This window comes from Methylobacterium phyllosphaerae (genome assembly GCF_001936175.1).
In the GTDB taxonomy this organism is placed as follows: domain Bacteria; phylum Pseudomonadota; class Alphaproteobacteria; order Rhizobiales; family Beijerinckiaceae; genus Methylobacterium; species Methylobacterium fujisawaense.
The window spans coordinates 3,839,958-3,853,430 of sequence record NZ_CP015367.1 but is presented as its reverse complement, the minus strand read 5'-3'; the positions used below and the strand labels follow the sequence as shown (position 1 = coordinate 3,853,430).

10 protein-coding genes and 1 riboswitch are annotated in these 13,473 nt (G+C 70.2%); of the genes, 8 read left to right on the top strand and 2 right to left on the bottom strand.

The genetic code is table 11. From position 1 onward, the window contains the following. The first annotated feature begins 72 nt into the window (after window positions 1–72). On the top strand, window positions 73–1,764 hold the full coding sequence (locus MCBMB27_RS17590; protein ID WP_075380949.1) for a methyl-accepting chemotaxis protein: 1,692 nt from the start codon (window positions 73–75) through the stop codon (window positions 1,762–1,764). 336 nt (window positions 1,765–2,100) lie between these two features. On the opposite strand, the gene MCBMB27_RS17585 is transcribed toward MCBMB27_RS17590, so the two are convergent. Then, window positions 2,101–3,510 carry a voltage-gated chloride channel family protein gene (locus MCBMB27_RS17585; RefSeq protein WP_075380948.1) on the bottom strand — a complete coding sequence of 470 codons (1,410 nt, stop codon included), beginning with the start codon at window positions 3,508–3,510 and terminating at the stop codon, window positions 2,101–2,103. Between the two features lie 41 nt (window positions 3,511–3,551). Then, window positions 3,552–3,624, bottom strand: a riboswitch (Fluoride riboswitch). A 241-nt stretch (window positions 3,625–3,865) separates the two neighbouring features. After that, a complete protein-coding gene (arsH, locus tag MCBMB27_RS17580; protein ID WP_075380947.1) occupies window positions 3,866–4,612 on the bottom strand; it encodes an arsenical resistance protein ArsH in 747 nt (248 codons plus the stop codon). Window positions 4,613–4,662: 50 nt separating this feature from the next. On the opposite strand from arsH, the gene MCBMB27_RS17575 reads away from it, so the two are divergent. The 7 genes from MCBMB27_RS17575 (at window position 4,663) to MCBMB27_RS17545 (ending at window position 13,369) form a co-directional block, all read left to right on the top strand. Then, on the top strand, window positions 4,663–5,022 hold the full coding sequence (locus MCBMB27_RS17575; protein ID WP_043353685.1) for an ArsR/SmtB family transcription factor: 360 nt from the start codon (window positions 4,663–4,665) through the stop codon (window positions 5,020–5,022). Further along, window positions 5,015–5,452 (top strand): arsenate reductase (glutaredoxin), encoded by a 438-nt coding sequence (gene arsC, locus MCBMB27_RS17570; protein ID WP_043353683.1) that lies wholly within the window; start codon window positions 5,015–5,017, stop codon window positions 5,450–5,452. The genes MCBMB27_RS17575 and arsC overlap by 8 nt, the downstream gene beginning before the upstream one ends. Window positions 5,453–5,486: 34 nt before the next feature. Beyond that, window positions 5,487–6,782: an arsenic transporter gene (locus MCBMB27_RS17565; protein WP_075380946.1), complete on the top strand. Its 1,296-nt coding sequence runs from the start codon at window positions 5,487–5,489 to the stop codon at window positions 6,780–6,782. A gap of 7 nt (window positions 6,783–6,789) precedes the next feature. Continuing rightward, window positions 6,790–7,959: an MFS transporter gene (locus MCBMB27_RS17560; RefSeq protein ID WP_075380945.1), complete on the top strand. Its 1,170-nt coding sequence runs from the start codon at window positions 6,790–6,792 to the stop codon at window positions 7,957–7,959. A 535-nt stretch (window positions 7,960–8,494) separates the two neighbouring features. Beyond that, window positions 8,495–8,812, top strand: a complete 318-nt coding sequence (locus MCBMB27_RS17555; protein ID WP_236952735.1) for a hypothetical protein — start codon at window positions 8,495–8,497, stop codon at window positions 8,810–8,812. A 57-nt stretch (window positions 8,813–8,869) separates the two neighbouring features. Beyond that, window positions 8,870–10,048 (top strand): efflux RND transporter periplasmic adaptor subunit, encoded by a 1,179-nt coding sequence (locus MCBMB27_RS17550; RefSeq protein ID WP_075380944.1) that lies wholly within the window; start codon window positions 8,870–8,872, stop codon window positions 10,046–10,048. Window positions 10,049–10,195: 147 nt separating this feature from the next. Then, on the top strand, window positions 10,196–13,369 hold the full coding sequence (locus tag MCBMB27_RS17545; RefSeq protein ID WP_053609600.1) for an efflux RND transporter permease subunit: 3,174 nt from the start codon (window positions 10,196–10,198) through the stop codon (window positions 13,367–13,369). Window positions 13,370–13,473 lie beyond the last annotated feature (104 nt).

The window sequence follows — 13,473 nt, the reverse complement described above, 5'->3', positions numbered from 1 at the left end:
CGCATCACGGAAATTTGAACCGAAATTTAATCGTGTTCGTTGACGTTTCGCCTGATGCACACAGGTGGAACCATGTCCTTGCTCTCCAACGCTAAAATATTGACAAAGCTGTCAGCGGTCATCGTGCTTATCGGTGGAGTGATCGGTGGCTGTATTTGGTTTGCGCAGGCGCGGATCGGCCAGATCGATAAGGCCTATAGTTCTTTCATCGATCGCGATGCGAAGGCGGTTGCAACGGCGCGTCGCCTGAATCGCAGCGTCTTCGAGATGAATTACTGGGTGTATCGCATCCTCGCTGAGACAGACGAAGCTCAGATGAAGGTGGCCAACACTGGATTCGACGACGCCATCCCCACCCTGACAAAGGCTCTGGCCGACCTGCGCCGACTCGCGCCGGATTTTGGCGCCCGCATCGACGAGCAGGCGGCCCGTATCCATCAGTTCGTCCAGCAGGTCTCCGAGGTTCGCCAGCTCTGCCTGGCGGGCCGGAACGCCGAGGCCCTCGCGCTGGTCCATCGTACGATCGACCCGACCTTCGTCGCCCTGGTGCAGGGCAGTTCGAAGCTCGGGAACGACATCGATGGCGCGATGGAGAAGGGCTCGGCCGAACTGACCGAGCAGACCAACGCCACCCGCATCTCCCTGGTGTCGTTCAGCGCGCTCGGCTTGCTGGTCGGGCTCGCTGCGGCCGCCCTCGTGACGATCGTCGGCATCACGCGCCCGCTCGGCAGATTGGTCGTCGTCCTGCGACGCATGGCGCAAGGGGAGATCGAGGCGGAGATCCGGGAGGCTGGCCGGGGCGACGAGATCGGCGCGGTCGGCCGGGCGGTGGAGGGGATCAAGGCCCTGGTCGCCCGCAAGGCCGCCGAGGAGGCCGAGGTCAAGCGGCTGGCCGACGCGGCCGCGGCCCAGGCGCGCCGGCGCACCATGATCGAACTCGCCGACGGGTTCGAGCGGGCGGTCGGCGGCGTCGTCGGCATGGTCTCGTCCTCGGCCACGGAGCTGCAGGCCACCGCCCGGCAGATGACTGCCACCGCCCAGGAGACGGCCTCGCAATCCACCACCGTGGCGGCCGCCGCGGAAGAGGCCGCCGCCAACGTCCAGACCGTGGCGGCCGCCGCGGAGGAGCTGGGCTCGTCGGTGCAGGAGATCGGCCGGCAGGTCACCGGCTCGGCCCGGCTCGCGCAATCGGCGGTGGGCGAGGCCGACCAGACCGCCGCCCTGGTCCAGGCGCTCAGCCAGACCGCCGCCCGGATCGGCGACATGGTCGGGATGATCTCCGGGATCGCCGGGCAGACCAACCTGCTGGCGCTCAACGCCACGATCGAGGCGGCGCGGGCCGGCGCCGCGGGGCGGGGCTTTGCGGTGGTGGCTGCCGAGGTGAAGGCGCTGGCCGAGCAGACCGCCAAGGCGACCGAGGAGATCGCCCGGCAGATCGGCGCGGTGCAGGAGGTGACCGGGCAGGCCGTGACGGCGATCGGCGGGATCACCGGGCGGATCCGGGAGATCGACGGCGTGGCGACCTCGATCGCCGCGGCGGTGGAGCAGCAGGGGGCGGCGACGCAGGAGATCGTGCGCAACGTGGCGCAGGCCTCGACCGGCACCACCGCGGTGACCGGCACCATCGCGGGCGTCGCGCAGGCCTCCGAGGAGACCGGCGCCGCGGCCAGCCAGGTGCTCGCCTCCGCCTCCGAACTCTCGCGCCAGTCCGAGCATCTCGGTGCCGAGGTCGCCCGCTTCCTCGCAACCGTCCGCGCCGCCTGACGGGTCCCTGGCCGGATCCTCCCGGTCCGCCCTCCCGGCGCGGGCCGGCTCCGCCGCTTGCGGGCCGGCCCGACGGCGGTGCAGGGGCAGGGCGCGGATTGCGGGGGCCGGGTGGCGCCCATTGAGACCGGGGCGTCCTCGGCCGACGGCCTTGAGCAGGCCGTCGGCCTTCGCCTGCACGACCCGTTCCCGGCAGAGGGGCCTGGAGCCCCCCAGGGAACGGGCTTGGCGTGGTCCAGCCCTGTCGGCGCGCGTCGTCGGCGCGCGCCATGGAGATGCGCGCACCGTCCCGATCCCGGCCGGGACGACCGGACGCGTCGAAGCCCTGGGGCGCACCTATCTGTCGGGGGCCGACACGGGGGCCGACACGGGGGCCGGCGCGGTCAGCCGGGCCGCGCGGTGCGTGCGCGCATGGCGCAGGGTGGCGTCCGGCGGCAGGGTGCCCACGGAAACCTTCGGGACGGCGATGCGCTGGGACAGGTAGATGCCGCTGTGCCCGGAGCACAGGTAGGCCAGGAAGCAGGCGGTCGCGATGTAGACGCCGTGCGTGGCGCCGAACAGCTCGATACCCATCAGCGTGCAGGCCAGCGGCGTGTTGGCCGCTCCGGCAAACACGGCGACGAACCCGAGGCCGGCCAGGAGATCCACCGGCGCCCCCAGCACCCCGGCCAGCGCGTTGCCGAGGGCCGCGCCGATGAAGAACAGCGGCGTGACCTCGCCGCCCTTGAACCCGGCGCTCAGGGTGACGACCGTGAACAGCATCTTGAGCGCCCAGCTCCAGGGATGCACCTCCGGACCGAAGAAGCGGGCGATGGTCAGCCCGTGCGGATCCGCCGACCAGACGCCCAGTCCCAGGTAATCCCGCGTGCCACAGAGGTAGACCAGGGCGATCACCGCGAGGCCGCCCGCCACGGGGCGGAGGGGCGCGAAGGCGATGACCCGCTTGCACCATCCGCCGAGCATGTGGTTCGCCTCGGCGAACACCAGGCCGGCCAGTCCGAAGGCCACGCCTGCCACCGCGACCTTGGCCAGGAGCAGCGGCTCGACCATGTGCGTGCCGACGGCTCCGGCGTGGTCGTCGATACGGTAGGCCCCGTGTTCGATGCCCCACAGCTGACAGGTCCAGTCGCCGACCACGGCCGCGACGAGGCAGGGCACGAGGGCCGCATATTCGACGCGTCCGACAGCGAGGACCTCGAGCGCGAAGACCGCGCCGGCCAGTGGCGTACCGAAGACGGCGCCGAACCCCGCGGCGATCCCGGCCATCAGCATGATCCGGAAGCTCGGCGCATCCAGGCGGACCGCCTTGCCGAAGGCGCTTGCGAGGCTGCCGCCCAGTTGGACGGCCGTGCCTTCGCGGCCCGCCGATCCGCCGAACAGATGCGTGACCACCGTGCCGAGGAAGATCAGCGGCGCCATGCGCAGGGGCACGCCGCCCCCGGGCACATGGATCTGCTCGACGATGAGGTTGTTGCCGCCCTCCACGGACTGGCCGAAGCGATGGTAGAGCAGCCCGATAGCCAAGCCGCCGAGCGGCAGGAGAAACAGCAGCCCGGGATAGGCGAAGCGCGCCCGGGTGGCCGCATCGAGGCTACAGAGGAAGGCTGCGCACAGGGAGCCCACGGCGGCGGCCATGGGCAGCAGAACCAGGATCCAGCGCGCGACCGAGACGGCATGATCGTGCCGCGTGCGGACAAAGGCCGCTACGTTGAAGCGTGTGAACAGATTTCGGAAGGTTGCGCGCATGACATCCCCTTGATGCGACGCCGCAAGACTTTGCGGGATCGCAAGAAGTAGGAGTCATCAGCCTGACGGCGGTTCGGCCTTGATGGCCCGGCAGACACCATTGCCGTCCTCAAAAGATACGGGACCCCTCCGAACCGCGTCAAGGCCCTTCGTCAAGGCCCTTCGTGCAGGCCTGCGGCGTGCGGGGGGGCGAACCCGTCGCTCCCCCGAGGGTGGACGCGGAGACAGCGGATCCGGTCGGCCCTCGGGGCGCTGGGACCCTGGTCCCGCACTGACCTGCCCCACGGCGGGCGGCCGGTCGCCGCCGCGATCACGACGGCGCCCGTGTGGACGGTCGCATCGGCGGCGGGGTGTCTCAGCGCTTCACAAAGCCGATGTCGGCGGCCACGGCGCTCAGCCGCTCCGGCGCGCGCTCCTTCCGCTCGCTGTAGCGGTCGACGAGGTCGTCGGCCCGCTCCCGGGTCAGCAGCGTGAACTTCATCAGCTCCTCGCACACGTCCACGACGCGCTCGTAGAGCGGCCCCGGCTTCATCCGGCCGGCCTCGTCGAACTCCTTGTAGGCCATCGGGACCGACGACTGGTTCGGGATCGTGATCATCCGCATCCAGCGGCCGAGAAGCCGCAGGCTGTTCACGGCGTTGAAGCTCTGCGAGCCGCCGGACACCTGCATCACGGCCAGCGTGCGCCCCTGGGTCGGCCGCACGCTGCCTTCGGAGAGCGGCAGCCAGTCGATCTGGCTTTTCATCACGCCGGTCAGCGTGCCGTGCCGCTCCGGCGACACCCACACTTGGCCCTCGGACCAGATCGAGAGGTCGCGCAACTCCTGCACCTTCGGATGATCGGCGGTCGTGTCGTCGGGCAGGGGCAGGCCGTGCGCGTCGTAGATCCGCACCTCGCCGCCCATGGCTTCCAGGAGCCGGGCGGCCTCGTAGGCGAGGAAGCGGCTGAACGAGCGCTCCCGCAGGGAGCCGTAGAGGATCAGGAACCGGGGGGCGTGGGTGAGCGGCTTGACCGCCTCCAGGCGCGCGCGGGTCGGCACCACGAAATGCGCGGCGCTCAAGTTCGGCAGGCCATCGGTGAAAGGCTGGCGCGGCTTGTCCAAGGTTCAGCTTTCTTGTACGTTCAAAGAGTGATTTGAAGATTGTAACGAATATGGACGAGCCGCAAGCCCTCGCCGCATTCGCGGCCCTCGCCCAGGAGCACCGTCTGCGCCTGGTGCGGGTGCTCGTGACCGCCGGCCCGGACGGGCTGGCCTCCGGCGTGCTGGCCGAGGCGGTGGGCGTCTCCGCCGCCACCGTGTCCCATCATCTCAAGGAACTGAGCCACGCGGGCCTGGTCGCCTCCCGGCGCGCGGGCCGCTCGATCATCTACAGCGCCGCCTACCCGGCGCTGTCCGGCCTGATCGCCTTCCTGATGAAAGATTGCTGCCAGGGCCGCCCGGAGGTCTGCACCCCGGCGATGGCCGCCCTGGCACCCTGCTGCCCTGCCCTTGGAGAGACCGCCCATGCCTGAGCCGTTCGACGTCGTGATCTACCACAACCCCGAATGCGGCACGTCCCGCAACACCCTCGCGATGATCCGCAACGCCGGCATCGAGCCGCACGTGATCGAATACCTCAAAACCCCGCCCGCGCGGGCGCTGCTGGTGCAGCTCCTGGCCCGCGCCGGTCTGTCGGTGCGTGCGGTGCTGCGGGAGAGCGGCACGCCGTTCGCGGAGCTGAACCTCGGCGATCCCGCGCTGACGGATGCGCAGCTCCTGGACGCCATCGCGGCGCACCCGATCCTCCTCAACCGCCCGCTGGTGGTCACGCCCAAGGGCGTGCGCCTGTGCCGACCGTCGGAAGCCGTGCTCGATCTTCTGCCGGTGCAGCAGGGCGAGTTCGTCAAGGAAGACGGTGAGCGGGTCGTGGACGAGCACGGCCGCCGCGTCGCCACGGCCTGAGCCTCACACCGATCCATAAGACGAAAACGCCCGGATGCTCGCGCTCGACATTTTCCTTGCCACCCTCGTGTTCGTCATCTGGCAGCCCAGGGGCCTCGGGATCGGATGGAGCGCACTGGCCGGCGCGGGGGTCGCTCTCGCCGCGGGCGTGATCCATCCGGGCGACATTCCGGTGGTCTGGCATGTCGTCTGGGACGCCACGTTCACCTTCGTGGCGCTCATCATCCTCTCCCTGCTGCTCGATGAGGCCGGGTTCTTCCATTGGGCGGCCCTGCACATCGCCCGCTGGGGCGGCGGCCGGGGCCGGCGGCTGTTCCCGCTGGTCGTGCTCCTCGGCGCGGCCATCGCGGCGGTGTTCGCCAACGACGGCGCGGCGCTGCTGCTGACGCCGATCGTGCTGGCGATCCTGCTCCGGCTCGATTTCAAGCCGGCGGCGGCCCTGGCGTTCATCGTCGCCTGCGGGTTCGTGGCGGACAGCACCTCCCTGCCGCTGGTGATCTCCAACCTGGTCAACATCGTCTCCGCCAACTTCTTCGCCGTGACCTTCGGCCGGTACGCCGCCGTGATGGTGCCGGTGAACCTGGTGTCCCTGGCGGCGACGCTGCTGGTGCTGTGGGCCTATTTCCGGCGCGACGTGCCGGAAGCCTACCCGGTCGATGCCCTCGAACGCCCGGCCGACGCGATCCGCGATCCGCTGGTGTTCCGGGCGGCGTTCCCGCTGCTCGGCGTGCTGCTCGCCGCCTACTTCGTCACCGCGCCGTTCGGGGTACCGGTGTCGGCCGTCACCTGCGCCGGCGCGGCGGTGCTCCTGCTGCTCGCCAACCGGGGCGGGATCATCCCGATCCGCAAGGTGCTGACCGGCGCCCCCTGGCAGATCGTGCTGTTCAGCCTCGGCATGTACCTCGTGGTCTACGGCCTCCGGAACGCCGGCCTGACCGACGCGCTGGCGAAGGGCCTGGTCTGGCTCGCCGGCCACGGCCCGTGGGCCGCCACCATCGGCACCGGCTTTGCCGCCGCGATCCTGTCGTCGCTGATGAACAACATGCCGAGCGTGCTGATCGGGGCGCTCGCGATCGAGCGGGCGCCGGACCTGTCACCGCTGACCCGCGAGCTGATGGTCTACGCCAACGTGATCGGCTGCGACCTCGGGCCGAAGTTCACGCCGATCGGCAGCCTCGCCACCCTGCTCTGGCTGCATGTCCTGGACAGCAAGGGCCAGAGGATCACCTGGGGCCAGTACATGAAGGTCGGCCTGGTCATCACCCCGCCCGTGCTGCTGGCCACGCTGCTGGCGCTGGCGGCCTGGCTGCCGCTGCTCGGCACCCGGTAGGCCGCGCGTGTCCGGGGGGCGGCGCTGGCCGGTGATCTCCGCCCTCGGCGTGATCGAGATCCTCGCCTGGGGGTCCTCGTTCTACCTGCCCGCCGTGCTCGCCGGCCCGGTGGCGGAGAGCACCGGCTGGCCGCTGGCCTGGGTGGTCGGCGGTCTGTCCCTCGGGCTCCTCGTTGCCGCGTTCGCCGCGCCGCATGTCGGGGCGGCGATCCACCGCCACGGCGGCCGTCCGGTTCTGGCGCTGGCGGCGCTGCTGCTGGCGGCCGGCCTGATCACGCTGGCCGCCGCGCCGGTCCTGCCGGTCTACCTGGCCGGCTGGCTTCTGCTGGGGCTCGGCATGGGCTGCGGCCTGTACGACCCGGCCTTCGCCACCCTCGGGCGCCTCTACGGGGCGGCGGCACGGCCGGCGATCACCACCCTGACCCTGTGGGGCGGGTTCGCCAGCACCGTGTGCTGGCCGCTCTCGGCGTTCCTGGTCGCGCAGGTCGGCTGGCGGGGCGCCTGCCTCGCCTATGCCGGCCTGCATCTCGGGGTCACGCTGCCGCTGGTGCTCCTGCTGATCCCGAACCCGCCGGCGGCGGCGGCGGAGCACCGCGCGGCGCGCACCGGCCCTCTGTCCGCCTCCGAGCGGCGGGCGTTCCGGCTGTTCGCCGGGGTGCTGGTCCTCGGCGGCGCGATCATGGCGCTGGTGTCGGTGCATCTGCTGACGCTGCTGCAGGCGCGGGGCGTGGCGCTGGCGTCCGCCGTGTCCTACGCGGCGCTGATCGGCCCGGCGCAGGTCGGCGCCCGCATCGTGGAGATGTCGTTCGAAGGGCGGCATCACCCGCTGTGGACTCTCACCGCCGCCCTGGGCCTGGTGGCGCTGGGTTTGGTGCTGCTGGCCCTGGGGCTGCCGGGCGTCGGGATCTGGCTGGTGCTCTACGGCGGCGGCAACGGGATCTATTCGATCGCGCGGGGCACGGTGCCCTTGGCCCTGTTCGGTCCGGTGCGCTACCCGCTGGTGGTCGGCCGCCTGGCGCGGCCGGGGCTGGTCGCGCAGGCGCTCGCCCCGCCGGCCGGCGCGTTCGTGCTGACCCAGGCCAGCCCGGAGGCCCTGTTGTGGCTCTTGCTCGCCCTGAGCCTCGCCAATCTCGGGCTGGTCGGCGCGCTGTGGCATCTCCACCGCGCGGAGCGGTGAGACGCCGGCCAAGCCGACAGGCAGGGGATCGCGACACCGGCCCCGTCCCGCCGCCGACGGGAGGGGGGATCGCGCGACCGCGACGAACCCTGCATGTTCGGCTGTCCGGGGCTCGGTCCATCGTCCCACTCCGCCGGGTCCAAGACCGGCCGATCCCCTCGCCTCGGCGGCGCCCGTCTTTCACAGGTGAATCATCGCGGGCCGTCGATCCTGGGGGCGCCGAAATACCGTGATGCAGGTGTATCATTGGGTCTGTTGCTGTCCCGTATCGGTTGGGACGTTTAAATAAGACGTAAATACATCGTGGGCCCGATCTGCCGGGGGATCGCGGGATTCGGTAGTCCGCCTTGGTTGATAACAATTTTTGAGGCCATGGCTCAGCTGCGAAATGTGCTATCGATAGAGCACAGGCGACCGAATCGGGCCCGTTTGCGCATCGAACCTGTATTGTCGCAGGGCGGGGCATCTGTGTTGGGCCGCCAAAGTCAGGATCGACCGGGTTGTCCGGTTGGCGCGCTGCGCGGGTGTGTCGATCATGATGTTTGCCGTTCCCGCCCTGCTGATGGAGCTGGCGTTGGCGACGCCGGTCTCGGACACGATGCCGGTCTTCGACGTTCACGGCAGCTGCCGGGCGGCGACGCAGCAGATGACCCTCGATGCCGGCCGGCAGAAGCTCTGCCTCGAGGATGAGGGGTCGGCGCGGGCCGAGGTCGAAAAAAAGTGGTCCAGCTACCCGGCCGGTGACCGGACACGCTGCGCGGCGGAAGCGCAACTCGACGGCCTGCCCAGCTATGTCGATCTGCTCGAATGCCTGACCCTCGCCCGGGAAGCCAAGGCCGAGGATGGTCAGTAGCCGCGGCAGGACCGAGGCCAAAGACCATCCGTAACGATCTCAGGTTGAGGGCCGGCCGTGCCGATCGTGCTGCAGCTTCCCGGATCCGTCCGTCTTCTCGCCCTCGCGGCCATCGCCGGATGCGCCGCCGGTTGCCGCGATTCGAACCAGTACGTCCCGCCACCGCCGCCCGGCGTCTCGGTCTCGCAGCCGGTCGTGCGCACGGTGACGCGCTACTTCGAACTCACCGGCAACACCAAGGCGTTCGCGGCCGTCGATCTCGAGGCGCGGGTCCAGGGCTTTCTGGAGGCGATCACCTATAAGGACGGCGCCGTGGTGAAGGCGGGCGCGCCGCTCTTCGCCATCCAGCGCAACACCTACGAGGCGCAGCTCAAGCAGGCGCAGGGCGCCCTGGCGGCGCAGCAGGCCGCCCTGGCAAACGCCCAGTCCGAATATCAGCGCCAATCCACGCTGGGGCGGCAGGAATTCGCCTCGCAGGCCCGGGTCGAGGACGCGAAGACCAAGCAGGACCAAGCCAGCGCCGCCGTCATGGAGGCGCAGGCCAACCTCGACATCGCCACCATCAACCTCGGCTACACGCAGGTCTCCGCGCCCTTCGACGGCGTGGTCACCAACCACCTGGCGGATGTCGGGGCGCTCGTCGGCATCAGCGGGCCGACCAAGCTGGCGCAGCTCGTCCGCATCGATCCGCTCTACGTCTACTTCAACGTCAGCGAGCAGCAGGTGCTGCTGGTCAAGCAGCACCTGCGCGCGACGCAGCAGCCGCTGGGCGATCTGGCCAAGATACCGGTGGAGATCGGCCTGCAGACCGAGACCGGCTATCCGCATACCGGCCGGCTCGACTACCTCGCGCCGCAGGTCGATCCGTCCACCGGCACCCTGCTGGCCCGGGCGCTCATCGAGAACGGCGATCACGCGCTCCTCCCGGGCCTGTTCGTGCGGGTCCGGATCCCGGTCGGCCGCGACGACAAGGCGCTGCTGGTCCGCGACGACGCCATCGGGACGAACCAGCAGGGCAGCTACGTGCTCACGGTCGGGGCCGACAACACGGTCGCGCAGCGGGTGGTGACGCTCGGGGCGCGGGACGGGCGGTACCGGGTGATCGAGGCGGGGCTCGCCCCCGGCGACTGGGTCGTCACGGACGGCATCCAGCGAGCCATCCCCGGGGCCAAGGTCGCACCCCAGAAGTCGGCGGTGGCCGAGGCCTCCCCAGGCCCGGCGCCGCTTCAGCGGTGAGACACCGGCCGGTGCGCCTGGCCGAGCCCGCGAGACCGATGGTCCAGGGCACCGATCCGCCCGGTCACCGGAGGCCGGCATCCGCCCATCCGCGGCCCGCCGATGCGGCGGACCGCCCCTGAGACGCCGGCACCGAGGGCCAACGGCATGATCTCGCGCTTCTTCATCGAGCGGCCGGTCCTGGCCAACGTGCTGGCCCTGATCATGGTGCTGGTCGGCGCGGTGTCGCTCCTCAACCTGCCCGTGTCGCAATACCCCAACGTCGTGCCGCCGACGGTCCAGGTCACCACGCGCTATCCGGGTGCGAGCGCCCGCACGGTGATCGACACGGTGGCGCTGCCGATCGAGCAGCAGGTCAACGGCGTCGAGGGCATGCTCTACATGCAGTCGACCAGCGCTAGCGACGGCACCTACACCCTCACGGTCACCTTCGCGATCGGGACGGACGGCGATCAGGCGCAGGTTCTGGTGCAGAACCGCGTCGCGATCGCGATGTCCTCGCTGCCGCAGGCGGTCCAGGTCCAGGGCGTCACGACCCAGAAGAAATCCACCGCAATCCTGCAATTCGTGACGCTGTCGGCCACCGACGGGAAGTTCGACAGCCTGTTCCTGTCGAATTACGGCGTGATCAACGTGCAGAACGAGCTGGCCCGGCTCCCCGGCGTCGGCAACGTCACGGTGTTCGGCGCCGGCCAGTACGCGATGCGGATCTGGCTGGACCCCGATCTGCTCCAGGCCCGGGGCCTCACCCCCGACGCCATCATCAACACCGTGCAGCAGCAGAGCCAGGAGGTCACCGCCGGGGCCCTGGGGATGCCGCCGGTGCCGACCGGACAGGATTTCCAGTACACCCTCAACATCAACGGGCGGCTCAACGACGCCCCGGACTTCGAGAACATCATCATCAAGGCGGACGCGCAGGACGGCGGCCGCATCACCCGCCTGCGCGACGTCGGCCGGGTCGAACTCGGCGCGCAGACCTACAGCCAGTCCTTCACCCTGAACGGTCAGGCCGCCGCCGGCATCGGCATCTACCAGCTGCCGGAGGCGAACGCGCTCACGGTGGCGAACGCCGTCGGCACCCGGATGGCCGAACTCGCCAAGACCTTCCCGCCGGGCCTCGTCTACGCCATCCCGTTCGACACGACCGCGTTCGTCCAGGCCTCGATCCACGAGGTCTACAGGACGCTGTTCGAGGCCGCCGTGCTGGTCCTGATCGTCATCCTGGTCTTCGTCCAGGACTGGCGGGCCATGCTGGTGCCGGCGACGACGGTGCCGGTGACCATCATCGGCGCCTTCGCCGCCATGGCGGCGATGGGCTTCAGCGTGAACCTCTCGACGCTGTTCGCCATCGTGCTGGCGATCGGCATCGTGGTGGACGACGCCATCGTGATCGTTGAGGGCGTGGCCCACCATATCGACGAGGGCCTCTCGCCCCGGGCGGCGGCCGAGAAGGCGATGGAGGAGCTGTTCGGCCCGATCATCGGCATCACCCTGGTGCTCATGTCGGTCTTCGTGCCGGCCGCGTTCCTCCCCGGCCTGACCGGGCAGCTCTACAAGCAGTTCGCCCTGGTGATCGCCGCCACCGCGCTGATCAGCGCGATCAACGCCGCCACGCTGAAGCCGACTCAATGCGCCCTGTGGTTGCGCAAGCCGGTGCCGCCGGAGAAGCGGAACCTGTTCTACCGCGGCTTCAACCGCGTCTACGGGGTCGTCGAGGGCTGGTACGCCCGGCTGATCGCCCACATGGTCCGGCGCAGCGGCCTCATGGCCGTCCTCGCGCTCCTGCTGATCGGCCTGGCGGGATGGGGATTGACCCGCCTGCCCACCGCCTTCCTGCCCACGGAGGATCAGGGCTACGTGCTGATCGGGGCCCAGCTGCCCGACGGGGCCTCGAAGGAGCGCACCGACGCGGTGATGCAGCGCATCAGCGCGCAGGCGAAGGCGACGGCCGGCGTCGACAACGTGCTCACCATCAGCGGCATCTCGGTCCTCGATTCCAACGCCACCCTGCCCAATGCCGGTGTCGCCTACGTCGTCCTCAAGGACTGGGACGCCCGGGCCCGGGAGAAGGGCCAGGATCTGCGCAGCCTCTACGACCGCTTCAACACGATGCTGGAGGGCGTCGAGGACGCCGCGACCTTCGTGCTCATCCCGCCGCCGATCCAGGGCATCGGCAATGCCAGCGGCTTCACCATGCAGGTGGAGCTGCGCAACGGCGACTTCGATTACCCCCTGCTGGAGAGCCTCGCCCGGACGATCGTCGCCGACGGGAACGCGCAATCGGGCTTGCGGAAGCTCAACACCTCGTTCCGGGCCGGCGTGCCGCAGATCGCGATCGCGGTGGACCGGATCAAGGCCGAGGCGCTCGGCGTCACGGTCGGGCAGGTCTTCTCGACGCTCTCGAGCTACGTGGGGTCGTCCTACGTCACGCAGTTCAACAAGTTCGGCCGGACCTTCCAGGTCTACGTGCAGGCCGCGCCCGATTACCGGCTCCGCCCCGAGGACGTCGAGAACCTGAAGGTGCGCGCCGGCAACGGGGCGATGGTGCCGCTCGGCACCATCGTGGAGATCAAGACCGTGCAGGGCCCGTCCCTGATCAGCCTCTACAACCTCTACCCGACGGCCACGATCGTGGGCGGAGCGGCGCCGGGCTTCAGCTCCGGGCAGGCGCTGGACTTGATGCAGCAGATCGCCGCCAAGGTGCTGCCGCCGGGCACGGGCTATGACTGGACGGCGATGTCGTACCAGGAGAAGGCCGTCGGCGCGCAGATCTACCTCGTGTTCGGGCTCGCCATCCTCCTCGTCTACCTGGTCCTGGCCGGCCAGTACGAGAGCTGGATCCTGCCGCTGGCGGTCCTGCTCGGGGTGCCGCTGGCGCTCCTGGGCACGGTCGGGGCGCTGCTGCTGCTCGGCGTCGCCAACAACCTCTACACGCAGATCGGCCTGATCCTGCTGATCGCGCTGGCGAGCAAGAACGCCATCCTGATCGTCGAGGTCGCCCGCGAGAAGCGGCAGGCCGGTCTCGACATCGCGGCCGCGGCCGTGGAGGCGTCGCGGCTGCGCTTCCGCCCGATCCTGATGACCTCGTTCGCCTTCATCCTCGGCGTCCTGCCCCTCGTCACCGCCTCCGGGGCCGGCGCTGCCGCGCGCAAGTCGATCGGCATCACGGTGTTCAGCGGGATGCTGGCCTCGACCTGCCTGGCGGTGCTGTTCGTGCCGTGCTTCTACGTCATCCTGCAGCGCGTCGAGGAGCGGCGCGCGCAGGGGCGGCAGCCTGTGCCGACCGGGACCGCATCCTCGGCGCCCGAGAGGGTCTGACACCGTGACGGAGGGCGCGCATCCCGGATTGCGTCGGGTCCCGGGGGGCGGCGTGGCGGGTCCAGCCTGACGCCGCCGCGAGGATTTCGGCTCCTGGCGCGTCC

Coding starts and splice junctions, on each gene's coding strand:
- MCBMB27_RS17590 (WP_075380949.1), top strand. CDS start 73: ATGTCCTTGCTCTCCAACGCTAAAATATTGACAAAGCTGTCAGCGGTC.
- MCBMB27_RS17585 (WP_075380948.1), bottom strand. CDS start 3,510: ATGCGCGCAACCTTCCGAAATCTGTTCACACGCTTCAACGTAGCGGCC.
- MCBMB27_RS17575 (WP_043353685.1), top strand. CDS start 4,663: ATGGACGAGCCGCAAGCCCTCGCCGCATTCGCGGCCCTCGCCCAGGAG.
- arsC (WP_043353683.1), top strand. CDS start 5,015: ATGCCTGAGCCGTTCGACGTCGTGATCTACCACAACCCCGAATGCGGC.
- MCBMB27_RS17565 (WP_075380946.1), top strand. CDS start 5,487: ATGCTCGCGCTCGACATTTTCCTTGCCACCCTCGTGTTCGTCATCTGG.
- MCBMB27_RS17555 (WP_236952735.1), top strand. CDS start 8,495: ATGATGTTTGCCGTTCCCGCCCTGCTGATGGAGCTGGCGTTGGCGACG.
- MCBMB27_RS17545 (WP_053609600.1), top strand. CDS start 10,196: ATGATCTCGCGCTTCTTCATCGAGCGGCCGGTCCTGGCCAACGTGCTG.